Here is a 23,746-nt window from a genome sequence, read left to right as displayed (position 1 = left end):
GATAGGTGGGGCCGCCTGCTAGTTAGACTTCGCCTAAAAACATACAAGCAGATGATAGGCGCTTTAGATTTTAGCTTATTAAATTGGGCATTACGATAGAAGTAGGCTTTGGGATGGCTGATCAAAAACGATACAGTCCGAGAATCGTTGGCCAAAGTAATACGGCAATGTCCTGTCTCGGGAGTTGGCGAGCGCAAGCCGATTGGCCGAAGTGGTCGGCGCGTGAAGCCGTCGTTAAGCGTGAACCGCAGAGGGCATCGCATTAGCACCTTGACCGGCTTCTTTCGCCTTGAACCAATTCGAACTTACGACCCGATGTTCACTAAATCCGCAGAACAGACACCAACTCACCAACCTAGCGATTTCGATCAAACCCGTTCATCGGCAGATCAGCCTTTGGCATCGAAACGAAAAAGTGTGCGGTCCGCATAGTTGCGTATGACGTCCTTGTGCGGCGAATTCACTGTGACCGACAAATCGAAAGGTAGTCGCCGAGGATCGAAACTAAGCGGTCTTTCGAAACTGTCGCGCTCAAACCTCGAAAATTGCACCATTAAAGCCCGTGATCAAACCTCTAGACCCGCCCTCGCTTTGCGCGACGTAATGGACCGGGAAGAAACCGGATCGGCCTTAAGAATCAATCGATACGGTCACCCTTTGCGTCGAAGACATGTAACTTATCAGTCGGTAGCCCGACAGTGATGGACTTGCCCGGCTGTAAAAGAGCACGGTCTGATGAAAACAGCTTGAACGGGAGACCATGAACGGCCAGGTGCAGGATGATACCGAGCCCAGTTGGCTCGACAAGTTCTACCTTCGCCTCAATACCCTCTGCGTCTGGAGAAACGACAACGTGTTCGGGTCGAATTCCAAGTGTTATCGTGTCGCCGTTTTGAACCGCAACCTGCCGCCCCAGTGGTAACACGCTGCCATCCGTCAGTGCCATTCCGCTTCCATCTGCATTTTGCACGCATCGGCCCCCAAGAAAGTTCATTCCGGGTGAACCAATAAAGCCTGCGACGAAAAGATTTGCTGGACGATCATAAAGATCAAGCGGTGCGCCGATCTGCTGCACGTAACCGTCATTCATGGCAACGATCCGGGAGGCGAGCGTCATCGCTTCAATCTGGTCGTGCGTCACGTAAACGGAGGTGGCGCGCAAATCAGCCTGCATACGCTTGATTTCCGCCCGCATGTGCTCACGCAGGCGCGCGTCAAGGTTCGAAAGCGGCTCGTCGAAGAGGAAGGCTTTCGGCTGGCGGACAATCGCTCGGCCCATGGCGACGCGCTGGCGCTGCCCGCCGGAGAGCGCCTTTGGCCGCCTTGCAAGATAAGGGTCCAGCCCTAGCTTGCTGGATGCCGACGCTAACGCAGCAGCTATCACCTCCTTGGGACTTTTCCGCAAACGCAGACTGTAGCTCATGTTGTCGGCAACACTCATATGCGGATAAAGCGCATAGGACTGGAAGACCATGGCGATATCCCGGTCCTTCGGCTTGAGATCGTTGACGAGTTGTCCGTCTATAGAGAGCGTACCGGACGTGATCTCCTCAAGACCGGCGATCATGCGCAGCAAAGTAGATTTTCCGCATCCAGACGGACCAACAAGGACAACAAATTCGCCATCTGCAATGGAAAGATCGACGCCGTGCAGCACAGGATGATCACCATAGGATTTGGCGACGCGATTGAGCTCGATGGAAGCCATGGATTTATCCTTTCACCGCACCGGCCGTCAGGCCCTGCACGAGATATCGTTGAATGAGCAGGAAGAAGAGGCATGCGGGAATCAAAGCCAAAACCCCTGCCGCCATCATCTGCCCGAAATCGACCGAGAATTTCGATACGAAGGTCAGCAGACCTACCGGGAACGTCGCGCTTTCATTTCCCGAAATCAGCATCAGGGCAAACAGCAGTTCGCTCCAGGCTGCCGTGAAGACGAAGCCGAGCGTTGCGGCGATACCGGGCAGGGTTAGCGGCAGAATGATCTGCCTGAACGCCATGAAGCGGGTAGCACCGTCAATCATCGCAGCTTCCTCGAGGTCTTTTGGAATGCCGTCGAAAAACGACTGCATCAGGAACGTCGCGAAGGGGACGTTGAACGCTGTGTACACGATAACGAGGCCGGTCAGGCTGTTCGTCAACCCAAGAGGCGAGAGCATTTTGAAGATAGGTGCCACAAGCATCACAAGGGGGAACATCTGCGTCACCAGCATCAAACCAATGATCCAGAATTTCCCGCGAAAGCGGAAGCGTGACAGTGCATAACCGGCAAGCGAAGACAGTATGGTGACAGCAACGGCTGTCGAGCCTGCGACGATGACGCTGTTTTTGAAAAACGTGGGAAAAGCGCTGTTTTCGATAACATAACGATAGTGATCGAGCGTCGCGTGCGAAGGCCACATCCGCACGCCTTCACTGTAAAGCAGGTCGTTGGGGGTGACCGACACTTTGAGGAGCCAGAAAAGCGGGAAAAGCGCAAAAACTATATAGAGAAGAAGCGCCATGCGATGCGTGATAGTGAGAAAAATCCTGCTGGTCATGGATCAATCTTTCTCGATAAGGCGCTGGCGCATGATGACGATGACCATGGAATAGGCGAGCAGAAGCACAAGCAGAGCCAACGCAATGGCGGATGCGTAACCGAAGTCCAGCCGCTTGAAGGCTTGCGTGAAGATGTAGCTCGCAACGATCTGCGTCCGGTCTGCCGGTCCGCCATTGGTCATGACGATGATGAGATCGGCGAAATTGGCAATCCAGACCGTGCGCAGCAAAACCGTAATCGCGATGGTTGGCGCAAGAAACGGCAGAGTGATGGACGTGAAGCGCTGGAGCGGCGTTGCACCGTCGATCGATGCGGCCTCATAGAGATCACGCGGAATGGCCTGAAGGGCGGCCAGCAGCGTGATCGCAAAAAAAGGGATGCCCCACCAGACATTGGCGATGATCGGTCCCCACATTGCCAGATGCGGGTCTGCGAGAATGTTGTTAGGCGCGGAGAGCAGCCCGAGCGACGTCATCCAATGCGGCAGCGGACCAATGACAGGGTTGAACAGCCACGCCCAGTTAAGCCCAGCAAGAAAAGTGGGCACGGCCCAGGGCAGGAATACGAGCGCCTGCACCACGCCACGGCCCGCAAACGGCTTGTCCAGAAGCAGGGCGAGAATAAGCCCGAAAAAGAATTGCAGAAAAACCGAAGCTCCGGTCCACCAAAGCGTGTTCTTCAGCGCGCGATAAAAAGCTACGTCCTGCGAAAGCTCTCTGAAATGGTCGAGCCCGATGAACCCGCCAGAGAACGGGTTGAGCAATTGAACGTCGCGAAAGGCGTAAGACAACCCCAAAACCAGCGGCACCATCATGATGGTGACGATGAGGACGAGGACCGGCGCACTGTACAGCCACGGTTCAGCCGACCGGGCCAGACGCTGTAATGCGGGTTTACGCGGAGCCAGAGGCCGGGCGCTTTGGGTGTAGGACATCGAATGCTCCCCAGCGAAAAACACGGCGAACGGATGCGCCATTCGCTAATCTGGACTGTTTCTGAATCAAACAAGCGATTAGGCGGCGCGCGTTGCGACACGCCGCCTTTCTCGTTTATTTCGATTTCAGGAACTTCTGCTGAGCCTTCGTCAGATAGTCAGCCCATTGCTTGGCGAGTTCTTCCGGGGTGATGTCGCCCAGAAGTGCTTCCTGCGAAGTCTTGATCACCAGCGAATCCTTGAAGAACGCGAATTCTTCGAGATACGTCGGCATGGTGGTCGGGACGGCATTCTGGTCGGCCAATTCCTCAAACCAGCCCTTGAACTGCTCACTAGCGTAAAACGGGTCTTTTTCCGCTGACGTGTGAACTGGAAGCGCTCCTGTCTTCTTGTTCCACTCGATGTTGCCTTCTGGACCTTCAAGCGTTTCGATCAGCTTCCAGGACAAGTCCTTGCTCTTGGACGACGCCATCATGGACCAGCCAGCGAAACCGATTGTCGGGAACGTCTTGCCATCCGGCCCCTTTGGCATCGTCATGACGCCGAAATCTTCGGCTTTCATGCGCTGCGCAATGGCAATCAGCGCATCAGGATCCTGATCGAGGAAGGCGCATGTACCTGAATAGAAGCCAGCTACGATCTCGTTGAATCCCCAGTTGACGCTGTCTTTCGGCGCGTAACCGTTCTTGTAGAGATCGACAACATAGGTCAGGCCCTTTACCCAACCGGGGCTGTCAAAGGTAGATATTCCATCCTTGGTGAAAAACTCGTTGGAGCCAGCCATGGATGCGCCGAACATAACCCAGCCGTTCAACCCGCCCGGGCCGCCGCGCAGGCAATATCCATATTTTCCAGGGATAGCGGCAATCTTCTTGGACGCATCCGCGAATTCCTCGAGCGTCTTCGGCGGTTCCTTCACTCCTGCCTGCTCGAGCAGCTTCTTGTTGTAGAACATGGCGCGGAGGTAAAAACCGTAGGGGAGCATATAGGCGGTGTTCTTGACGTCGCGACCAAGCTCCAGCGTGCGCGCGCTCAAACCGGCAGTGTGTTCCCATTTCGCCAGATAAGGTTCAAGGCTTTCGAGCATGCCGTTATTGGCATAGAGCGACAGCCACGTATCGGGCATTTCAAGCACATCGGGAACGTCGCCCGCCGAAACCATCGTGGCGAACTTCTGGAATGCCTCGCTCCATGGAAGCGAGATGATCTCGACCTTGGTACCGGGATTGGCGGCTTCGAATTTGGAAACCAGGCCCTTCAGGGTCTCGGTGCGTTCGGGGCTCGTGATGACTTCCACGAGTTTCAAGGTGGTGTCCGCCAGTGCCGTTCCGGCCATCAAGACGGTGAGAAGTGTTGCTACTACCAGTTTTTTCATTGCGTTCTCCCAGTTTTTTGTCGTCGTTTTTTAAAGCATCAGGCGGCGGCGGATGCCCCCCTGATCGCAGGTTCGAGATCGTTCCAGAGCGCTTCAGTACCCTCAAGACCGACATGCAAGCGCACGGAGCGCGGGCTGATACCGAACGTATGCGCTGAATTCGGCTGCGCCTTCTGTTCGAGCACCACTTCGCCAGGGACGATCAGGCTTTCATGTCCTCCCCAGGAAACACCAAGTTTGAAAAGTTCGAGACGGTCGGCAAAGGCCCTGACATCCACACCCTCGCGGAAGATGAATGAAAACAGGCCGGATGTGCCGTTAAGGCCCGGCGGCAGGCGGTTAACCAGACCGGGATGGCAAACGGTTTCCACGACATCGAGGGCCTGCAAACGCGAGGCGATTTCAAGCGCCGATTCCTGATGCGCTTTCATACGAATGGGCAGGGTGCGCAACCCGCGGATTAAAAGCCATGCATCGAAGGGAGACATCTTGCCACCCAGATACGGATAGGCCTCAGCACGGATGGTATTGATCATTGCTTTCGAGCCCGCAACGATACCAGACACGACGTCGCTATGGCCGCCGAGATATTTGGAAGCGGAATGCACGACCAGATCAACGCCGAGAGAGAGGGGCTGCTGAAAGATCGGGCTTGCCCAAGAATTGTCGATTACCGAAATAGCGCCGTGCCGCCGGGCAATTTCTGCCAGCGAGCCAACATCATGCGCTTCCATGACCCAGCTCGTCGGGCTTTCCATATAGAAAAGCTTCGCACCGGGCATCGCTTTTTCGACCGCGGCCTCATCACGACCGTCGACATAGGTCACGCCAATGTTCATACGCTTCATCAACGTCCCGAAAAGACGGAAGGCATCCGGATAGACGTGACGCACGGCGACGATACGGTCCCCCGGCGAAACAAAAGATATAACCGTGGAGGAAATTGCTGCCATGCCACTGGCAAAGCCAAGTGCATCCTCGGCACCTTCGAGCTTCGCCAGCATTTCCTCGAACATCCGAACTGTAGGGTTCAATCCGCGCGTATAAACAGGACGACTTTTCTCGCCGCGATAGGTGGCGACCATTTCGTCATAGCTTGAGAAAGTGAAAAGCGAGGTCTGGACGATGGGCGGCACCACAGCCTCGAAGGCATGCGTTGCATCATGGGCAACGATGAGAGATGCGGGATCATAGAGATCATTGCCTTGGCTCATTTGGACATGTCCTTGATATCTTCCTCGACAATGGCGAGGATTTTCAGCGTTTCTTCACGCGCAGCCACCGCATCTGCTGCGACAATCGCGTTGAAAAGCGTGCGGTGGAAAGGGAAGGAGCGCGCTGCGAAATCTGGCCTGTCAAAAGGTTTCAACCAGAACCGCTCAAAACCTTCACGCATCTGCTCCAGAAGCTGTTTGAAGAGCGAATTATGGGTCGCGTCATAAATAGAGAGGTGAAAGGCAAGATCGGCCTTGCCCGACGTGCCCTCTGCAAGGTGGACACGCTCCATTTCCTCCAGTCGCAGGCGCATGGTCTCCACATCGTCTTCTGTTCTGCGCCGCGCGGCAGCCATGGAAGCCTCGACCTCTATTCCGCGGCGCACCTCCAGCGTCATCAACAGTACATCGCGCTGGCTTGCCGCCTCAATGGAAATGGGCATATGCACGGTTGCACCCGAAATCGGCTTGAGCAGATAGTTACCGCTCCCCTTTCGGCTATCGATCACGCCGAGGGCCTGAAATTTGCGTATCACCTCACGGACGGTGGAACGGCCGACACCGAGAGCCGCCATAAGCTCGCGCTCGGCTGGCAGGCGACTGCCAGCTTTTAGGCCTGCCGTGTTAACGAACTCAGCAAGTGCTGCCTCGACCTGACGTACCCGGTCAATCGCAGGCAAGGGTGTCATCAGATGATTGTCCACCGATTTCTCCACTCAGAAATCCTAACTCAAACACGTTTAATTGGTCTGACATCTTACCGATTATCATAAGTTAAGGTTTTATCAAGACGGTGTTCGATGCGAAATACGTTGGACTCCTCCACTGCGAGTACATCGCATAACACTCAACCGAAAACCGCCGGATCAACGCCAAGGGTTACTTCGTCGCTTTCTGACCATGTTGGTGGGGATGCACAAGAATCTCGAAGGCGCTTCCAAACGCCACGAACGTGGGCGACACCCTCGTCGACCTTATGGGCGAAAACGGCTAGAAGGGCGCGAAAGTGTGGCTGCAATCGATCAAACAACGCAATCACCGGGCGGACACGATCCGAGGATATCAGGGCAGCGCACATGAGGGAGAACTGACACGCTCCAAGCATCAGCAGTTTCTCGACGCGCTTCCGGCTAAAGCTGCGCCGACGGAGGATGAAGACCGGCTGAACCGATTCGTACCCGACCTAACGAGCCGCATAGGCGCTAAGTTGCAGGGTTTTGCGGACAAATGTGAGTTTGTCGGCGGGCTTGGGGCGGTGGCAGACCAGATTGGAAAAGCAGTCGTGCCAGTGATGGCGCAGGCGATGATATATAGTTTTCGTCCGTCGCGCTGAGAAATCGTCATTATGCCCCTGCTCGAGTCGGGTGCTGAAGTAGCCGGCTCAAATCATTTGTTGGAAATAGAAGCACAGACGTGATGGGGACAAGAGAAACTGGTCGCCATCGTTTGCAGATGCATGATGCTGGCGCTTTTATTGCTCAGTAAGGTCACGAGACCATGACCCTTCACATGACGCAGGCTCTTCCAAGGTTTCGATTTGAGGTCGTTCTGTCAATAGCCACGTTTTGCCGTACCCGATCTACTGAAGATCGGGTACAATGTATCGTCAGCCCGTCAGACTTGCAGCAAGCCACCGTCAACGCATAATTCGGCACCGGCGATGTAGCTGGCGTCGTCGCTCAACAAAAATATGGCAGCCGCAGCCACTTCTGAAGGCCGTGCCATACGACCCATGGGAATCGGAGCAACAATTGCCGCGCGCGTGTCTTCCGCGACAGCAGCCATCATCTTCGTATCCGTTGGGCCAGGCGCAACGACGTTGACGCGTATGCCTTTGGGTGCGAGTTCTGCCGTCCAGGTTCTGGCGTAGGATCGAACGGCCGCCTTGGTTGCGCCGTAGGTTCCGTAAGCCGCGTAGCCCGCGCTCCCGGCTATGGACCCGACGAGGACGACCGAGCCGCCTTCTGTCATTGCTGGGAGAGCTGCCTGAAGGCCAAAAACCATCCCTCGGACGTTGACGCCGAAGTGGCGGTCGAAGTGCTCCGGCGTCATCTCGGCGATCTGCGAAGGCTCCGCAAGACCTGCATTCAAAACAAGCGAGTCGATACGGCCATATGCTTTGCGGACAGTTTCGACAGCCGTGATCATGTCTTCCGGAGAGCTTGCGTCAGCGGGAATACCAACCGCACCATTGCCGATGTCTTTAGCCGCCTTTTCAGCATCTTCACCTCTACGACTGGTGATGAAGACATTTGCGCCTTCGGCAGAAAGTCGCTCTGCAATCGCCAGTCCAATACCCTTCGCGCCGCCAACGACCAAAGCGACCTTGTTATTCATTCGAGCCATCGTAAATCCTTTCACTGAATGGTCTCGACATGATATACGTTGGATATCTGATATCAATTACGCACCTGGAATAGCCTAGATATGGACGAGTATACCGACCTGGAAGCCCTCTCTCACAGCGCGCTCTGCAACATGCCGCAGGTTCGCCCGGTGCTGGACAAGATTGCTGACAAATGGACGATCATGATCCTGACAGTCATCTGTCCCAAACCTTCGCGCTTCAACGAACTCAAGCGGCGTCTCGATGGGATCACGCACAAGGCTCTGGCCGATGCCCTGAAGAGACTCGAGCGAAACGGCCTTGTGACGAGGACGGTGCTCCCAACGCAGCCGATTGGCGTAGAATACGCAATAACTCCGCTCGGCCATTCCTTGCGGGAGCCGTTTGAAGCACTGTGTGCGTGGGCAGCGGCAAACGGCGACAAGATCGAAGCAGCCACACTGACCTATGACAACGCGGGAAATCGACGTTGACGACGTCACTGGGGTCCGTCTCCGGCGCGCGCTATTCGTAATGACAGTCAACCTGCACCCCGCATTTGGCCGACCAATGCAATCGTTATGCCCCCAACATTCCTCGTTGGCGGAGCCGACATTCACCACAATTGCATTGAAGCTTGTTGCTCGAATCCGTACACGCTGATCGCGCAAATTTTTAATGTTAGCTATAGCCTCTCCCTTTTATTGGGTGGTGTGTAAAGCAAGCATGGAAGCTGACAAAGGAACGCAAATGTCTTTCACCGTAGAGAAAATAATTCCTGCTGCGCGTATGCGCCAGTTCCACCAGACGGTTGAACGCTGCAAAGTGTTTCCCTCTGTGAGGGCGCGACAGCTACCTAGAGTTTTCCGCTCTTGGAGCCCGATGCATCACTTTTTCCCTTGAGAGGGCTGCCCAGAACGTCCTTGTACCAGTTGACCACCCGGTCGATGATGGGTGGCTGGTACCAGGTGATATCGCCATGGGCGGCACCTTCCACAAGTAAGTAATCGACCTTGCTGCCTTTGTTCTTCAAGGCCTTGTAGAGCTGTGCGCTCTGCTTTGGCGAAACGAGAGTATCTGCAGTTCCGTGCATGATGAGGAAAGGCGGCTTGCTACCTTCGACATGACCCATGGGACTGGCCTGCAAGGCTTTTTTGGGATCACTGGTGATGGATGCGCCGGCAAAATCGGCAAATGCCGGGCCGTTGACCAGCAGGGTCTCGGTGACCGCCGGCGATTCATGGACCTTTGCGATTGGCTCAGGAAAGCCATCGCCGATATCAAGAAGATTGGAGAGCCCGTAGAGCGTCACGACCGCTTGAACATCGGAGGATTTGTCGAGGAACTGGCCAGCGTCGAATGCTGTCTCGCCATTCGTCATGCCAAGCATCTGCGACACATATCCACCGGCTGAATCGCCCAGCACGCCGATGCGGGTGGGGTCGATACCATATTCGCTTGCATGTTCGCGCAGATAACGAACGGCAGCCTTGCCGTCCTGGACCAATGCCGGGAACTTGTTGGGAACCGTGCGGTATTGCGCGGCTGCGACCACGAAACCGGCTTTGGCAAGCGCCATCCGCAGATCGATATATTTCTCATGTTCCGCAGAGGTGAATCCGCCGCCCGGAAAATAGATGATCGCTGGCTTCAGATCATCGCTGCGAGGCACGAGGAGAGACATTTCAAGCTGAGTGATGGACCGCAATTGTTTGATCTGCGTGTAGACCACACCGCTCATCGCATCGATCTGGCCTTGCGTCTTTTCCACGCGAACGACCTGCGCACCTTCTGTGTAACCGGGTAGCGACGTTTTATCGTCAGCCTGGGCCGAACCGTTGATGATCATTGCTGCTCCAAAAAATATGGTGCCAAGAAAAACCGTGCGCGTGGTCTTCATGTCTACGTCTCCCAAATCGTGTTGGATTGCTTAAAGGTCAAAATGTGGACGGCCAGGGACTGCCAGGCAAAGAGCGAACTGGCGGCTTGAGGCCGCCAGTTGTTTGCATCAGCCCTGCTCTTTGAGAGCCGTCTTCGGTGCTGCCGATCCGATGGATCGCAGTCCCAGCACCAAGATTGCGATGGCGGCGACGGTGGAGCCGAAACCCATCAGAAGGGCGACGGTTGGGAGGGACGCGCCGTTGGCAAACAGCATGCCGGCAAGGATCGGGCTGAGTGCCGCACCACCGCGACCGATGCCGATGACGAAGCCGGTGCCGCTTGCGCGGACCTCTGTCGGAAATGCTTCGGCAAAGATTGCGTAAAGGCCAACCACGGCAGCGTTTGTGGCGCATCCGGCAATGGCTGCCAAAAGGGACAGTTGCACGAGATCCGGTGCGCTGCACCCGAAAAGGGCAACGAGAGCTGTCGCGATCACCATCACGCCGATTGTCAGGTTTCGCACCGCGAAACGCTGGCTGAGCAGGCTGATGACGACAGATCCGACGATACCGCCAATATTGGCCCAGACAAGAACGTTACCGGCAGCCGATGGTATGAAGCCCATATCTGCTACGATTTTCGGTGCCCATTTCAGGATGAAATAGAAGGTCATGATGTGGAAGAAATAGGCAAGGGTCAGGCACACCGTCGCCACGATCAATGCCGGGGCGAACAATTGCATGATGCCGGGTTTCAGGCGTGCCGCATCCGGTTCCGGCAGGGCGGGAATGCTTTTGCGACCCATGCGTTTCAGGACGCCGTTGACGCGTTCAAGCGCACCCGCCGGACGGCGCTGGATGAGCCATGGAACGGTTTCCGGCAGGGTGAAATAGACGAGCGGAATGCAGAACGCAGTCACGATTGCCCCGCTGGCAAAGACGGCTCTCCAGCTGTAATCCACCAGAAAATGGGAGACGAGCGCGCCACCGACGACGGCACCGATCGGATAGCCGGTCGCCATCAGCGCAATCGAGAAATTGCGGCGTTTCGCATTGGCATGTTCTGCCGCAACCGCATTGGTTGCCGCCAGCATGCCGCCGATACCAAGACCCGTCAGCAGCCGCCATGCCGACAGCGGCACGATGCCCGAGGCTGTTGCCGCCAGGAACATTCCGCTGGCCATCAGGACCAGGCTGGACAGTACGGCGGCGCGACGGCCGATCCGGTCACAAAGGCTTCCCAGCCAGACGGAGCCAATTGCCATGCCGATGAGTTCCATCGACAGAACGATGCCGAGCGCACCCCTGTCGATGCCCCAATCCTTGGCGATGCCGGGCGAGGCAAAGCTGATGGAAAGGACATCGAATCCATCGAGCGCGTTCAGCAGGACACACAGACCGATGGCCCAGATCTGCATCCGGCTCATCGGCGTATCCGCGATGATATGTTTCGGATCTTCGTTCATGAATTCTCCTCCCTCAAGGTTGAAATCAAATGCCCTGCCCCCTCCCGGAACACAGGACCCTGCCATCACGGCCGCGAAAGCTTCCGCGGCGTTGGGGCGATAAGGATCGTTCGCCGCACGGGCAGACCATTCACCTCAGTCGCCCACCATCATCAGCGCATCGAGAATGATCGCGCCCTTGCGTCCGGGATAGACGACGACCGGATTGAGGTCGATTTCGCGGATCGACGGTTCAGCCCGGAGAATATTACCGAGACGGCTGACGATGTCGGCGACGGCCTCGACGTCGCAGGGCCCAGCCCCGCGAAAGCCATCCAGCAGGGCCGCGCATTTCAGCCGCCTGATTTCGTCGATGATTGCCTCCGGCGTCAGGTCCGGCGCGAGCAGACGGACGTCTTTAAGGACTTCCGCCTGAACACCGCCAAAGCCGGCCAGAATGACCGGACCCCATTCGGGATCGTTTCGCGCGCCGATGATCAGTTCAATGCCGCGTGGGCTCATCGTTTCCACAAGAACGCCATCCAGCACGAGCCCCGGCCTGTGGGCGGCAATATTGGCCGCCAGTTCCGCCCAACCTTTGGCCACAGCCGCATCGTCGGACAAGCCAACAATAACCCCGCCCGCATCGCTCTTGTGAGACAGATCGGCAGACTGGGCTTTCAGGACGACGGGATAGCCGATTTCCGTTGCGATGCGGCATGCATCGTCCGGCGTCGTGGCAAGCGCGCCTTCTGGGAAAACGAACCCGGCCGACCTCAAAATGTCCTTGGCTTTGTATTCCGGAACTATAGCCGTGCCACCGGGCGATCCGTCCAGAGTCACGGACGCGGAGCTACTTGCGTCGAGATTGCGGCGGGCGCGTTCATCTATCCTGGAAACCGCGCGCATCACCCGGTCGGTGGATGGGAAATAGGCGATGCCGCGCTCGCGAAGACCATCCACATAGGCCGTCTGGATCGGCGCGCCCTCATCCAGACCGGCGACGATGACGGGTTTTTCAGGCTTCAGCTCTTCGATGGCTCGCAGAATGGAGGGAAACTTCAATGTGCAGGTCGCCGCATCCGTCTGGATGATGCCGAGCACGATGGTCTGGACGCGGTCGTCGGCGAGAAGGGCGGCGAGCGTGCGCCGGTACAGGTCCGGATCGACCAGCGACTGCGCCGTCAGATCGACAGGATTGCTGACCGGCACGAAGGGTGGAAGGGCCGCCCGGAGATCCGGGCTGTCCTCGTCAGTCATGGTCGGCAGCGGCAAGTTGAGAGCCTCGGCCATATCGAGCGTCAATGCCTTGAAAGCACCGGATTCACCCACAACAGCCGTGCCACCGCCACCGATCCTGCCATAGCGGGCGGTGAGTTCGAGGCAATCGCCGAATTCCTCGAGCGTTTCAACAAGAATGACGCCGATCCGTTCGATGCTGGTTTTCATGACCTGATAATCGCCGACCATGGCACCGGTGTGGGTGGCGGCCGATTCCCGTGCGGCGCTGCTGCGGCCGGGATGCAGGAGAACGATGGGCTTGCCGGCTGCGATACAGCGCCGTGCGGCTTTCAGGAAGCGTGCCGGCTTGCGGAACTGTTCCACCACCATGCCGATGACGTGGGTGTTGGGATCGTCAATCAGATATTCGACATAATCCTCAACGCCACTAGCCGCTTCGTTTCCGGTGGAGATCGAAAAGGATAGGCCAAGCCCTCGTGCGAGCAAGGTCGTATCGACAACGGCGGCAATCGCACCGGACTGGGAAACGATGCCGATGCCTGGACGTCCGTCGAGCCGGATGTCGGGCGTCTCGATGAATGTCAGAGGAATGCCATCAACGAAATTGACGAGACCGAGGCAGTTCGGTCCCTCGACGATCATGCCGCTACGCGCGGCAATGGCGGCGATTTCCTGCTGTTCGGCCAGTCCTTCAGGCCCGCCTTCCGCAAAGCCGGCAGAAAAAATCACCACCGATCCGGTCTTGCGCAATGCCAGCGCGTTCACAGCCTCCAGCACGGAGACGCGCGGGATTGCGAGGATTGCAACATCGACACCCTCTGGAAGATCGCTGATGGCTTTCAGGCAGGCGCGACCGCCGATTTCCGCCCGGTTGGGATTGACGAGAAAGATTTCGCCAGGAAACCGGAGGCGGTCGAGATTGGAAAGAACCGACGCGCCAAGCGCGCCGGGCTTGTCGGATGCGCCGATGATTGCCACGGAAGCAGGCCGAAGCAGGCGGCCTATGGCATGGGCAGGCAGGAACCGGATGTCTTGATCCACAGTCGTTTCTCCTCCGCAGCACCGCGCGTCAACAGGGACGGCGATCGTTGCTGCACTCAGTTGATGGTCTGCATCGCCTCCCGGTGCGATGCATCTTCGGTCTGTCTATGCTTTCGACTTCGACCGATCATAGGCACCAAGGCCCGGCTTGTAGCTTTTCTCATCGATGAACTGCCGAATGCCTTCCTTGCGACCTTCATTGTCGTAGCTGTTGGCGGCTTCCTGCGCGCGGACCAGATAGTCTTCCGCTTCCTCGTAGGTCATCACACCGACACGTCGCACGGCATCCTTGGTGGCCTTCAGGGCGACCGGGTTCTTCTTCAAAAGCACCTGCGCCACCTCGGTGACACGGGCCTTCAACTGGTCGAGCGGCAAGGCCTCGTTGACGAAGCCCCACTCGGCAGCCTTGCGGCCATCGATGTTTTCGCCCGTCAGCGCGTGATACATCGCGTTGCGGAAACCCGTGAGTTCAAGCGCCACCTTGGTGGCCCCGCCACCCGGCAGGATGCCCCAGTTGATTTCGGACAGGCCGAACTTGGCCTCTTCCGCCGCGAATGCCAGATCGCAGGCAAAGAGCGGACCATAGCCCCCGCCAAAGCACCAGCCATTGACCATGGCGATGGTGGGTTTCTGGTACCACCGCAGACGACGCCACCAGCCGTAGCTTTCGCGCTGCGCCTTGCGTGTGCCGCGGAGGCCCTGGCTTTCGGTTTCGCGAAAATACTCCTTGAGGTCCATGCCAGCCGACCAGGCGGTTCCCTCGCCTGTCAAAACGAGAATGCCGACATCCTCGGAAAATTCGAGCTCATCGAGGACTTCGAGCATCCGACGGTTGAGCGCTGGGTTCATGGCGTTGCGCTTGTCGGGACGATTGAAGCTGACCCAGGCCACGCGGTCGATGATTTCGAAGGTGACGGTGTCCTTGTCCTTGTCCTGGCTATGCAGATCCATGGTGTTCTCCTTGCTTGGTAAATGATCGTGAAGACAATCGATCCCGTTGAGGCAGGCCGGTTCTCAACCAAACCCACACTCTCTGGAGCCGTTTTTTTTGTAGCTATGTCGTGCGCGGGCTTTCCCGGATGGCGTCAGATCGGGAAGTGGCCGCCTTGAGTTTCCATCGTGATCCAGCGCAGCTCCGTGAAGGCGTCGATACCGGCCTTGCCGCCGAAGCGGCCATAGCCCGAATTCTTGACGCCGCCGAAGGGCATTTGCGCTTCATCATGGACCGTTGGTCCATTGATGTGGCAGATTCCGGATTTGATCCGCCGGGCAACACGCAGGCCACGGGCGGTATCGCGTGTGAACACCGCCGACGACAGACCGTATTCGGTGTCATTCGCCAGTTCGATGGCATGATCCTCATCGCGCGCCCTGACGACGGCGACCACCGGGCCAAAGCTCTCTTCACGAAACAGCCGCATGCCTGTTGTCACATGGTCCACGACATGGGCCGGCATGAGAACACCCTGAGCAGAACCGCCATTCACGAGCGTGGCACCGGCTGCGATGGCATCATCGACCAGCGACTGCACGTGGTGGACGGTCTTGATATCCGCGACGGCACCGAGTGGCGCTGTTCCCTGGCGTGGATCGCCGACGGCAAGCGTTGCGACTTTTGCCTGGAAGCGGGAAATGAAGGCCTCGGCCACCGCATCCTGAACGATGATTCGCTCCGTCGACATGCAGATCTGGCCTTGGTTCATAAAAGCACCAAAGGCCGCGGCCTTCACCGCCTCATCCAGATCGGCGTCATCAAGCACGATGAAAGGCGCTTTGCCGCCCAGTTCCAGCAGAACCGGCTTGAGATTTTCCGCCGCCCGTTTTGCGATGATGCGTCCGACCGCTGTCGATCCGGTGAAGTTAATACGGCGAATGGCGGGGTGATCGATCAGCGCTCCGACGATTGCCCCAGCATCAGCAGGTGCATGGGTGACGATGTTGACCGTCCCGTCCGGCAGCCCGGCGTCCATGAAGGTTTCCACGATGAGGCTGTGCGTTCTGGGGCAAAGCTCCGATGCCTTGAGGATGACCGAGTTGCCGCAGGCGAGCGGCATGGCAATCGCCCGGACGCCGAGGATGATCGGTGCGTTCCAGGGGGCGATGCCGAGAATGACGCCCACCGGTTCCCGAATGGTCATGGCCAGACAACCGGGCTTGTCCGAGGGAATAACCTCGCCGCCGATCTGCGTTGTCATCGCAGCTGCCTCGCGGATCATTCCGGCGGCAAGCATGATATTGAACCGTGCCCAGCCCTCGGTAGCCCCAATTTCAGACTTCATGGCTTCGACGAATTCGGCAGCTCTGCCTTCCAGTGCCGCCGCCGCCTTCCACAGTGCCGCGCGGCGAGCATTTGGCCCAAGGCTGCTCCAGATGGAAAATGCGGCATCTGCTTTCTCAGCGATATGGCCGACATCCTCGATACCGAATGCATTCGCGACGGTTGCCACGGTGCCATCGAGTGGATTCATCCGCTCGAATGTGTCATGAGTGCCTTCACGTGGATTGGGAACAATATTCATAACCGTTGAGCCTCCCGCCTCATTGCTATGTTATATAGCATGACATTTTTGTTTGAGTTGGCAAGAGAAATTTTCTAAAATCGAAAGATGACAATCATCGAACCCGAAACGCCAACCCAGGCCACCGCCACCAATCCACTTGAAGATCACCTCGGGTACCAGCTTCGCAGGACTTCGAGTTACCTGATGGGTGTGCTTGCTCAAAGGCTTACGCAGATAGAGCTTACGCCGAGCGAGGCATCCGTCGTTATCCTGATTGCCGGAAACGAGCGTATCACCCAAAGCGAGATCGGCCGGATTCTCGGCATAAAACGCGCCAACATGACGCCCCTTACGGCATCACTGGAACGGCGTGGACTGCTGGAGCGGGAAGCGATCGGCGGAAAATCCTTCGGGTTGACAGTCACCGCAAGCGGCAGAAAAGCTGCCGATGACGCCGAAAGGCTGATGCTGGACCACGACCGGGAATTCTTCGGCTCCTTGTCGCCGCAAGCCCGCAAGCTGCTGACCGATCTGCTGGGTCAATACTGGAAGAATGCGGACTGACGTTCCCCCCTATCGGTAACCTTTGCCCATACCTCCGGTTTACAGGGATTTTCTGCTCTCCCTTATCAGCCAATCCCTGAACAGGATAATATTGGGGTTGTGGGCTTTTCGCTCCGGATAAACCACAAAATAGGAATCGTTTGAGCGGATCGGTGCTCCGAACGGCATATGCAGCTGGCCGCTTTTCAATTCGCGTTCAATGTAAAAAGCCGGAATTACCGCGATACCCATACCGTTTATCGCTGCGTTAATGATCATCTCGTGATGTGAGAAGCGTACCCCGTGGATTCTTCCAGTATAGGATAAGCCGGCAAGGCGGAGCCAGTTCAGCCACAGACTTGGCCGCGTGGAATTCTGCAGCATCGGAAAGTTGGAGAACGCCAGGGGTTGCAACTTTTGACCCAGAGGAATGAGATCCGGCGATGCGACGACGGCCAGCGTTTCCGGGAACAATTCGATGGCGCGGGCATGCAACCATGTCCCGGCACCTCTCAGGACGGCAACATCCAGACGTGTCGTTTCAAACTCAGTCGCCGGTGTCGCTGGCATGACCTCAAGAGGGATATCTGGATTTGACTTGATAAAAGAGGAAAGCCGTGGTGGCAGCCATCGAGCAGCGAATGTCGGATGCGCACCCACCACGAGCGAACTGTCCACAGCGCGGCCCCTGACGGCATCGATCGATATCTCCTGAAGCTTATCGAGCGTCAGTGCGACATCCCGGTAATAGTTGGCCCCGATCTCGGTCAGAACCAGCCTGGGGCCTGAGCGATGAAACAGCGTAACGCCCAAAAAATCCTCAAGATTCTTGATCTGACGGCTGATGCCGCTTTGCGTCAGGCCCAAATCTTCGGCCGCCTTTGTAAAACTCATGTAGCGCGCAGCCGCCTCAAAAGAATGCAGGGCGGAAAGTGACGGAAGATATCGTCTCATGAAGACCTCGATAATGATCATGAATAAAAGTCATGAAAGAAATATTTTTCAACATTTTTATTTTCATCCCCGCTGGTTCAACAATCGCATTGCGGCAAGGCTTGAGCGCTTCACGATAACCAGGACGAACCTGGAGGGTGACATGTTTGCAGCCAAATGGGAGCGCCGTATGACGCGGCAATGATGAAGGCTTCTGGCTTTTATCGCCTGTCCAACAAAGGGGAACGACATGAAGAGACGTCAATTTACAAAAGTTTTAGGCCTTGGCGCGGTTGCAGCCGGTGTGGGCATGAGTAGGCCTCTGTTCGCAGCCAGCTCCCTCGAACGTATCAAAGCCTCCGGCACATTGAGAATTGGTGGTGTGGCCGATGGAGCGCCATATTATCAAAAGAGTTTGACGGATGGATCATGGCGAGGTTTCTATATCGATATCTGCCAAAAGCTGGCCGATGATCTCGGTGTGAAACTCTCCATTCTAGAAACGACGTGGGGCAATTCCGTTCTGGATCTTCAGGCAGACAAGATCGACGTTTTCTTCGGCCTTAACCCGACACCCGAGCGCAAGAAGGTCATCGATTTCTCCGGTCCGGTTTTCAAGAACGCATTCACGATGATTGTGCGCAAAAAATCAGGTGGAGCCGCTTGGGAAGACTTCAACAAACCAGACTTGCGCATTGCCGTCGACGCTGGCTCATCCCATGACGCCGCAATTTCCCGCCATGCCCCACTGGCAGAGGTCTCGCGCCTGAAAACGGCAAGCGACGCGACTGCGGCACTGCAATCCGGGCGCGCGGACGCGCAGTGCCTCGTTATGGTCCTTGCGCTGACACTCCGCGCGAAAAACCCGTCGATCGGAGAGTTGGTGATGCCGACGCCTGCCGATTTTACCACGTCCAATGCCGGGTTCCGGCGTGAAGAAGATCAATCCTGGAGAGAGTATACGGACCAGTGGATCACGAAAGAACGTGACGCTGGTTTCGTGAAAGAAGCGATCATCCGCAACATGGGCCTCGTTGGCGTGAAAGAAAGCGATTTTCCGCCGGGTTTCGAAATCTAGTTGTAGATTGGCAGGCTCTGCCTCCCACCTCCCCTCACTTCCACAAGTGGATATCTAGACGATGTATGAATGGGATTTCTCCATCCTCTGGGGATATCGCTGGTTGCTCCTGCAGGGGCTCGGCATAACGGTCGGCTTTACCGCGGCAACGATCGTATGCGGCATGACCATAGGCCTGACAGCAGCGATATGTCTCCTGTCGCGCTTCAGGGTATTGAGAGGCTTTTCTCTCGCGTTCATAGAAGTGTTTCGATGCACGCCGGTGCTGGTGCAGTTGATTTGGTGCTACTACGCCCTGCCGATGATTGCCGGTATCGATATGACGCCGATAACTGCCTCGCTGCTTGCACTGTCATGTTATGGCGGTGCCTTCTTCGCAGAAATCATTCGCGGCGGCATCGTTTCGATTGATGCGGGTCAATCGGAGGCAGCCTCGGCTCTTGGAATGACGCCGTCTCTTGCCATGCGCCGCATCATATTACCCCAAGCACTGCATCGCATGCTGCCTGCACTGATGAACCAGTCGATCATGATGTTCAAGAACACGTCTCTTGTTTCCGTTCTGGCCGTTCCCGATCTTGTCTATCAGGGGCAAATGGCGGCCCATGACAGTTTCCGCCCTTTGGAAACCTATACGGCGGTGGCAGTCATGTACTTCGTCATCCTCTTCCCGTTGACGCTCTATGTCCGCAATCGCGAACGCAAGTTGGGAGAAGGTCGATGATCCCGACAACACCGATGATCGAAGTTTCCGGGCTTCGGAAGTCTTTTGGCCCGCTGGAAGTTCTCAAGGATATCCATCTTCAGGTCGAACACGGCGGCGTGGTCGCCTTGCTGGGACCGTCGGGTTCTGGAAAATCCACCCTCTTGCGCTGTATAAACCTCCTCGTTGTTCCTGATGACGGTCGCATCCGCGTCGGCGAAACCGTATTCGAATTCGGAAAATCCGTTCAGCCGCCCAAAACCCGGCCGCTTGCAGCATTCCGGTCCCGTACGGGCATGGTATTCCAGAATTTCAATCTCTTCCCGCATATGTCGGTCCTAGAAAACGTCATGGAAGCGCCCGTTCACGTCAAGGGTATAAACAAGAAGACAGCGACAGATCTGGCGATGTTCCAACTCGAAAAAGTCGGGCTTTCCGACCGCGCGCGGCAGATGCCGCAGACACTTTCCGGGGGCCAGAAACAGCGCGTGGCGATTGCCCGAGCCTTGGCGATGGAGCCGGAGGTGATGCTCTTCGATGAAGCAACATCCGCGCTTGATCCCGAGCTTGTCGGCGAGGTCCTCCAGACCATCCAGAAGCTTGCGGCTGACGGGATGACAATGGTGATCGTAACCCATGAGATTGCTTTCGCACGAGACGTCGCAGACCGGGTCGTCTTCATGAGGGACGGTTATGTGGTGGAGGAAGGTACCCCGAGCGAGGTGATCGATACGCCTAAAATGGAGGCGACGAAGACCTTCCTCAACCACTTCCACAAGGGCGTTTCAGCTCATTGACAACCAGCATTCAAAGGCCCGCACTTCATGGAAACAATCACGAATATCCGCGTCTTCCTCATCGAGAGCCCAATCAAGATGGCGCGCCAGCAGGGCGTAGGCAACGTCAAGGGAACCGTGAAGCGCGTTCTGGTCGAGCTGACCTCGTCTTCCGGCATTATCGGCTGGGGTGAAGCGGCACCCTGGGAGGTGTTCACCGGTACCGCCGAAGCGGCATTTGCGGCAATCGACATCTACCTGCGACCGCTCGTCATCGGCGCACGGATCGATCGTATTCGTGAACTGACACTCAAGATGAAAAAGGCATTGGTGGGACACGGCGAAGCGAAACTTGCCATCGAAACCGCCATGTTCGATATTCTCGGCAAATCGTCCGGCTTGTCCATCGCAGATCTTCTCGGTGGCAGAGTGCGGGACACAATCCCCCTTTCCTTCTCCATCGCTGATCCCGATTTCGACGCGGATATGCGCCGCATGGAACAGATGGTTCCACAGGGCAATCGCATCTTCAAGGTGAAGACAGGCGTCAAGTCTCATCAGGAAGACGTCGACCATCTGGAGGCGATGCGCAATGCCTTCGGCGACCAGATCGACCTGCGTATCGACTATAATCAGGCACTTCGGCCATTCGGTGCCATAGCGACCTTGCGTGATGTCGATCACTTCAAGCCGACATTCATCGAACAACCGGTTCCGCGCGATTGTCTTGCATCGATGGCGTCACTGACCGCTGCACTCGATACTCCCATACTGGCGGATGAAAGCTGTTTCGATGCCCGTGACCTGATGGACATCATCAGGCTTCAGGCCGCAAAGGCCATCTCCGTGAAGCTGATGAAAACCGGCGGACTGCTCGATGCACAGGCCTTGATGGCCATTGCCGATGTCGCTCATCTGCCCGGTTATGGTGGAACACTTTGGGAGGGTGGTGTGGCGCTGGCAGCGGGCACGCAGTTCATCGCCGCGACACCTGGAGTTTCCCTCGGGTGTGAATTCTACATGCCACATCATGTGCTGACAGAAGATGTGCTGGAGGAAAAGATTGAAAACCGCAGTGGCGAAGTAGTGGTGCCGGATGGACCCGGCCTCGGCATCAAGGTTTCTGACCATTCGTTAAAATCGAATGCCCGGATACTCGCCGAGCGCTGAAAACGAAACCAAACATTGAGAAAACGTCCAACGATTACGGCCCCGCCGTAGACGGACGACACGTATTGCAAAATTTAGGGAAGCCGCGATGGCCAGTGTAGAAAAAAAGCACACCGTTGTCATAGGAGCGGGGATTGTTGGTGTTTGCACTGCGCTGGAACTCGTTCGCGCAGGACAAAGGGTCACAATCGTTGATCCGGGTGAACCGGGCGGTCGCCAATCCGCGAGCTATGGTCATGGCTGCTGGATCAGCCCCGGCTCGGTCGTTCCGATGTCGATGCCTGGCCTCTGGAAGAGAATTCCCGGCTATTTACTAAACCCGCATGGTCCTCTGGTTATAAGGTGGCGTCACCTTCCCAAGCTTGCGCCATGGCTGCTGCGTTTTCTATGGGCGGGGTCATCGGTTCGGCGCGTGGAGAAAACAGCGCATGCGTTGAGCCATATGTTACACGACAGCCCGCAACGCCATCGGGTTTTGAGTGAAGAGGTTGGCTTACCCGACCTCATCCATCAGGACGGCCTGCTCTACGCCTATCCAGACCGGCAGGCCTTCGAAAAGGAGGCTTTGTCCTGGCATCTGCGTCGCTTGGTCGGCGTCCGATGGCGTGAACTCGACAGAACGGCATTGGCGGAGCGCGAGCCGAACCTAGACCCACATTACTCCTTTGCGATCCTTGCAGAAGACGGCGCTCACTGTCTCGATCCAGGTGCATATGTTGCGAAGATCGCTCAGGTGGCTTGTGAAGGCGGGGCTGAGCATATCCGGGCCAAGGCGCTGGCATTTGCCTTCGATGGCACGCGCTTGACCGGCGTCCAAACGGATCAGGGACTTATCGAGTGCGACCATGCCGTCGTCGCGGCCGGCACTTGGTCCAAAGCGCTGGCACGATCGGCGGGAGACCGAATACCGCTTGAAAGCGAACGGGGCTATCACGGCGTCGTACGGCTGGAAAATGGTGGTCCTCGGCACCCCATTATGCCCAGTGATGGAAAGATGGCCAACACCCCCACGGCGCACGGTCTTCGCCTGTCCGGCCAGGTCGAGCTTGCCTCCATCAACACTGCGCCGAATTGGCACCGGCTCGATATCCTTCTCGATCACGCCCGAAAAACCTATCCGGCGCTTGCCGCCATGCAGGATATCAAGATCGACCGCTGGATGGGCCATCGCCCTTCCACTCCGGACGGCCTTCCTGTCATCGGCAGATCCAGTCGCTCATTAAATGTATTTTACGCATTCGGGCATGGTCATGTCGGCTTCGCCTCCGGCCCGGTAACCGGCGCGATTGTCTCCCGAGAGATCATGGGTGAACGCCAAACCCACGATATCCGGCCCTATTCGCCAAGACGGTTCAAGTTTGGCAGAGACAGATAATTAGACAGGCGGGGATTGGTCATGACTAAGGTTTCTCTTGGGTGAGGTCGGAGAAGTGGTGCAGCGAAAAAGCTTACGCAGAAGGCCAAAGAACAGCGCATCATGCGTGTAAATCTGCGCCAGCGCCTTTATATTCCAGGTATCGGACGCCGCGTCCAACGGTTCTAAATATGATCCAGTGCAGCCTTGTGCATCGCTCTATACTTTCAGGCAACCGCATGCGTTCCACGCCTTCGGTGTCTCCGAGACGAGTCGCTACGCGTTTGATCATGCGGACGCTAGGTTCCGCAGTCCGCATGATAGACGGGCTCTAGTCGTAATATTCGACAGGGCCCTTCTTGAACCAGCAGGAATTCGCGCTAGGCCAGCATTTCGGTCCATTGTCCGTCGGTCTGGGCGGCTATGCCTACCAGCAGATCAGCGACGATAAGGGCACGGGCGTCATCGACGGCAACCGCGCACGGCTGTTCGCGCTCGGACCAGCCGTTACATTCGCGGCACCGGGCAAGCCTTTCGTCTCGCTTCATGCCTACAAGGAATTTGGAGCCGAAAACCACAGTGAAGGATATAACGTCGCCTTGAGGATGAGCGTCAGCTTCTGACATTGCATGTTCGTCAGCGATTGATTTGAGACAGATGGGCTTGAAAGATTGGAGTTTCAGGCC

At 56.8% G+C, this 23,746-nt stretch carries 22 protein-coding genes; 9 read left to right on the top strand and 13 right to left on the bottom strand.

Annotated elements, in window-relative coordinates:
• Positions 1 to 637 precede the first annotated feature (637 nt).
• The 6 genes from CPJ18_RS06365 to CPJ18_RS06340 all read right to left on the bottom strand — a co-directional run bounded on the left by CPJ18_RS06365 (position 638) and on the right by CPJ18_RS06340 (position 6,757).
• Positions 638 to 1,708: an ABC transporter ATP-binding protein gene (locus CPJ18_RS06365; RefSeq protein ID WP_103657438.1), complete on the bottom strand. Its 1,071-nt coding sequence runs from the start codon at positions 1,706 to 1,708 to the stop codon at positions 638 to 640.
• A gap of 4 nt (positions 1,709 to 1,712) precedes the next feature.
• On the bottom strand, positions 1,713 to 2,543 hold the full coding sequence (locus tag CPJ18_RS06360; RefSeq protein ID WP_077106373.1) for a carbohydrate ABC transporter permease: 831 nt from the start codon (positions 2,541 to 2,543) through the stop codon (positions 1,713 to 1,715).
• Between the two features lie 3 nt (positions 2,544 to 2,546).
• Positions 2,547 to 3,479 carry a carbohydrate ABC transporter permease gene (locus CPJ18_RS06355; protein ID WP_077106374.1) on the bottom strand — a complete coding sequence of 311 codons (933 nt, stop codon included), beginning with the start codon at positions 3,477 to 3,479 and terminating at the stop codon, positions 2,547 to 2,549.
• A 115-nt stretch (positions 3,480 to 3,594) separates the two neighbouring features.
• Entirely contained in the window at positions 3,595 to 4,854 is a 1,260-nt protein-coding gene (locus tag CPJ18_RS06350) for an ABC transporter substrate-binding protein (RefSeq protein WP_077106375.1), read from the bottom strand.
• Between the two features lie 38 nt (positions 4,855 to 4,892).
• Positions 4,893 to 6,068, bottom strand: coding sequence for a PLP-dependent transferase (locus tag CPJ18_RS06345; protein ID WP_103657437.1), 1,176 nt, complete (start codon positions 6,066 to 6,068; stop codon positions 4,893 to 4,895).
• Entirely contained in the window at positions 6,065 to 6,757 is a 693-nt protein-coding gene (locus CPJ18_RS06340) for a FadR/GntR family transcriptional regulator (RefSeq protein ID WP_077106437.1), read from the bottom strand. The genes CPJ18_RS06345 and CPJ18_RS06340 overlap by 4 nt, the downstream gene beginning before the upstream one ends.
• 317 nt (positions 6,758 to 7,074) lie before the next feature.
• Between CPJ18_RS06340 and CPJ18_RS06335 the strand changes: the two genes are divergently transcribed.
• Positions 7,075 to 7,401, top strand: a complete 327-nt coding sequence (locus tag CPJ18_RS06335) for a hypothetical protein (RefSeq protein ID WP_077106377.1) — start codon at positions 7,075 to 7,077, stop codon at positions 7,399 to 7,401.
• 281 nt (positions 7,402 to 7,682) lie between these two features.
• Here the strand turns inward: CPJ18_RS06335 and CPJ18_RS06330 are convergent, their stop codons facing one another.
• Positions 7,683 to 8,414 carry an SDR family NAD(P)-dependent oxidoreductase gene (locus CPJ18_RS06330; protein WP_077122096.1) on the bottom strand — a complete coding sequence of 244 codons (732 nt, stop codon included), beginning with the start codon at positions 8,412 to 8,414 and terminating at the stop codon, positions 7,683 to 7,685.
• 81 nt (positions 8,415 to 8,495) lie between these two features.
• On the opposite strand from CPJ18_RS06330, the gene CPJ18_RS06325 reads away from it, so the two are divergent.
• On the top strand, positions 8,496 to 8,888 hold the full coding sequence (locus CPJ18_RS06325) for a winged helix-turn-helix transcriptional regulator (protein WP_077122095.1): 393 nt from the start codon (positions 8,496 to 8,498) through the stop codon (positions 8,886 to 8,888).
• Positions 8,889 to 9,250: 362 nt separating this feature from the next.
• Here CPJ18_RS06325 and CPJ18_RS06320 read toward each other — a convergent pair whose 3' ends face one another.
• The 5 genes from CPJ18_RS06320 to CPJ18_RS06300 all read right to left on the bottom strand — a co-directional run bounded on the left by CPJ18_RS06320 (position 9,251) and on the right by CPJ18_RS06300 (position 16,521).
• Positions 9,251 to 10,294 (bottom strand): alpha/beta hydrolase, encoded by a 1,044-nt coding sequence (locus tag CPJ18_RS06320; RefSeq protein WP_181013840.1) that lies wholly within the window; start codon positions 10,292 to 10,294, stop codon positions 9,251 to 9,253.
• A gap of 108 nt (positions 10,295 to 10,402) precedes the next feature.
• Positions 10,403 to 11,740 carry an MFS transporter gene (locus CPJ18_RS06315; protein ID WP_103587443.1) on the bottom strand — a complete coding sequence of 446 codons (1,338 nt, stop codon included), beginning with the start codon at positions 11,738 to 11,740 and terminating at the stop codon, positions 10,403 to 10,405.
• A gap of 135 nt (positions 11,741 to 11,875) precedes the next feature.
• Positions 11,876 to 14,002, bottom strand: coding sequence for an acetate--CoA ligase family protein (locus CPJ18_RS06310; protein WP_245445346.1), 2,127 nt, complete (start codon positions 14,000 to 14,002; stop codon positions 11,876 to 11,878).
• 105 nt (positions 14,003 to 14,107) lie between these two features.
• Positions 14,108 to 14,953: a p-hydroxycinnamoyl CoA hydratase/lyase gene (locus CPJ18_RS06305; protein ID WP_103657436.1), complete on the bottom strand. Its 846-nt coding sequence runs from the start codon at positions 14,951 to 14,953 to the stop codon at positions 14,108 to 14,110.
• A 134-nt stretch (positions 14,954 to 15,087) separates the two neighbouring features.
• The gene (locus tag CPJ18_RS06300; protein WP_077106384.1) at positions 15,088 to 16,521 is read right to left on the bottom strand and encodes an aldehyde dehydrogenase; all 1,434 of its coding nucleotides are present in this window, start codon (positions 16,519 to 16,521) and stop codon (positions 15,088 to 15,090) included.
• A gap of 87 nt (positions 16,522 to 16,608) precedes the next feature.
• Here CPJ18_RS06300 and CPJ18_RS06295 point away from each other — a divergent pair, with 87 nt between their 5' ends.
• Entirely contained in the window at positions 16,609 to 17,067 is a 459-nt protein-coding gene (locus tag CPJ18_RS06295; protein ID WP_103657435.1) for a MarR family winged helix-turn-helix transcriptional regulator, read from the top strand.
• 39 nt (positions 17,068 to 17,106) lie between these two features.
• Here the strand turns inward: CPJ18_RS06295 and CPJ18_RS06290 are convergent, their stop codons facing one another.
• The gene (locus CPJ18_RS06290; protein ID WP_245445345.1) at positions 17,107 to 18,021 is read right to left on the bottom strand and encodes a LysR substrate-binding domain-containing protein; all 915 of its coding nucleotides are present in this window, start codon (positions 18,019 to 18,021) and stop codon (positions 17,107 to 17,109) included.
• A gap of 208 nt (positions 18,022 to 18,229) precedes the next feature.
• Here CPJ18_RS06290 and CPJ18_RS06285 point away from each other — a divergent pair, with 208 nt between their 5' ends.
• From CPJ18_RS06285 to CPJ18_RS06260, 6 genes are all read left to right on the top strand, one after another.
• A complete protein-coding gene (locus CPJ18_RS06285; protein ID WP_077106386.1) occupies positions 18,230 to 19,057 on the top strand; it encodes a transporter substrate-binding domain-containing protein in 828 nt (275 codons plus the stop codon).
• Between the two features lie 61 nt (positions 19,058 to 19,118).
• Positions 19,119 to 19,781 carry an amino acid ABC transporter permease gene (locus CPJ18_RS06280; RefSeq protein ID WP_077106387.1) on the top strand — a complete coding sequence of 221 codons (663 nt, stop codon included), beginning with the start codon at positions 19,119 to 19,121 and terminating at the stop codon, positions 19,779 to 19,781.
• Complete coding sequence (locus CPJ18_RS06275; protein ID WP_077106388.1) at positions 19,778 to 20,557, top strand: amino acid ABC transporter ATP-binding protein; 780 nt, start codon at positions 19,778 to 19,780, stop codon at positions 20,555 to 20,557. The genes CPJ18_RS06280 and CPJ18_RS06275 overlap by 4 nt, the downstream gene beginning before the upstream one ends.
• Positions 20,558 to 20,584: 27 nt before the next feature.
• Positions 20,585 to 21,706 (top strand): enolase C-terminal domain-like protein, encoded by a 1,122-nt coding sequence (locus CPJ18_RS06270; RefSeq protein ID WP_077106389.1) that lies wholly within the window; start codon positions 20,585 to 20,587, stop codon positions 21,704 to 21,706.
• An 88-nt stretch (positions 21,707 to 21,794) separates the two neighbouring features.
• On the top strand, positions 21,795 to 23,081 hold the full coding sequence (locus CPJ18_RS06265; RefSeq protein ID WP_077106390.1) for an NAD(P)/FAD-dependent oxidoreductase: 1,287 nt from the start codon (positions 21,795 to 21,797) through the stop codon (positions 23,079 to 23,081).
• A 338-nt stretch (positions 23,082 to 23,419) separates the two neighbouring features.
• Entirely contained in the window at positions 23,420 to 23,683 is a 264-nt protein-coding gene (locus CPJ18_RS06260) for a transporter (protein ID WP_077106391.1), read from the top strand.
• The last annotated feature ends 63 nt before the right edge of the window (positions 23,684 to 23,746 follow it).

This window comes from Agrobacterium rosae (genome assembly GCF_002915175.1).
GTDB classification, from domain to species: domain Bacteria; phylum Pseudomonadota; class Alphaproteobacteria; order Rhizobiales; family Rhizobiaceae; genus Agrobacterium; species Agrobacterium rosae.
The sequence above is the reverse complement of the archived record's forward strand: the minus strand, read 5'-3'. Positions and strand labels throughout refer to the sequence as shown.

What these genes read in the sequence shown, in the direction of transcription:
- CPJ18_RS06365 (WP_103657438.1), bottom strand. Translation starts at nt 1,708, where the DNA reads ATGGCTTCCATCGAGCTCAATCGCGTCGCCAAATCCTATGGTGATCAT.
- CPJ18_RS06360 (WP_077106373.1), bottom strand. Translation starts at nt 2,543, where the DNA reads ATGACCAGCAGGATTTTTCTCACTATCACGCATCGCATGGCGCTTCTT.
- CPJ18_RS06355 (WP_077106374.1), bottom strand. Translation starts at nt 3,479, where the DNA reads ATGTCCTACACCCAAAGCGCCCGGCCTCTGGCTCCGCGTAAACCCGCA.
- CPJ18_RS06350 (WP_077106375.1), bottom strand. Translation starts at nt 4,854, where the DNA reads ATGAAAAAACTGGTAGTAGCAACACTTCTCACCGTCTTGATGGCCGGA.
- CPJ18_RS06345 (WP_103657437.1), bottom strand. Translation starts at nt 6,068, where the DNA reads ATGAGCCAAGGCAATGATCTCTATGATCCCGCATCTCTCATCGTTGCC.
- CPJ18_RS06340 (WP_077106437.1), bottom strand. Translation starts at nt 6,757, where the DNA reads ATGACACCCTTGCCTGCGATTGACCGGGTACGTCAGGTCGAGGCAGCA.
- CPJ18_RS06330 (WP_077122096.1), bottom strand. Translation starts at nt 8,414, where the DNA reads ATGGCTCGAATGAATAACAAGGTCGCTTTGGTCGTTGGCGGCGCGAAG.
- CPJ18_RS06325 (WP_077122095.1), top strand. Translation starts at nt 8,496, where the DNA reads ATGGACGAGTATACCGACCTGGAAGCCCTCTCTCACAGCGCGCTCTGC.
- CPJ18_RS06320 (WP_181013840.1), bottom strand. Translation starts at nt 10,294, where the DNA reads ATGAAGACCACGCGCACGGTTTTTCTTGGCACCATATTTTTTGGAGCA.
- CPJ18_RS06315 (WP_103587443.1), bottom strand. Translation starts at nt 11,740, where the DNA reads ATGAACGAAGATCCGAAACATATCATCGCGGATACGCCGATGAGCCGG.
- CPJ18_RS06305 (WP_103657436.1), bottom strand. Translation starts at nt 14,953, where the DNA reads ATGGATCTGCATAGCCAGGACAAGGACAAGGACACCGTCACCTTCGAA.
- CPJ18_RS06300 (WP_077106384.1), bottom strand. Translation starts at nt 16,521, where the DNA reads ATGAATATTGTTCCCAATCCACGTGAAGGCACTCATGACACATTCGAG.
- CPJ18_RS06295 (WP_103657435.1), top strand. Translation starts at nt 16,609, where the DNA reads ATGACAATCATCGAACCCGAAACGCCAACCCAGGCCACCGCCACCAAT.
- CPJ18_RS06290 (WP_245445345.1), bottom strand. Translation starts at nt 18,021, where the DNA reads ATGATCATTATCGAGGTCTTCATGAGACGATATCTTCCGTCACTTTCC.
- CPJ18_RS06285 (WP_077106386.1), top strand. Translation starts at nt 18,230, where the DNA reads ATGAAGAGACGTCAATTTACAAAAGTTTTAGGCCTTGGCGCGGTTGCA.
- CPJ18_RS06280 (WP_077106387.1), top strand. Translation starts at nt 19,119, where the DNA reads ATGTATGAATGGGATTTCTCCATCCTCTGGGGATATCGCTGGTTGCTC.
- CPJ18_RS06275 (WP_077106388.1), top strand. Translation starts at nt 19,778, where the DNA reads ATGATCCCGACAACACCGATGATCGAAGTTTCCGGGCTTCGGAAGTCT.
- CPJ18_RS06270 (WP_077106389.1), top strand. Translation starts at nt 20,585, where the DNA reads ATGGAAACAATCACGAATATCCGCGTCTTCCTCATCGAGAGCCCAATC.
- CPJ18_RS06265 (WP_077106390.1), top strand. Translation starts at nt 21,795, where the DNA reads ATGGCCAGTGTAGAAAAAAAGCACACCGTTGTCATAGGAGCGGGGATT.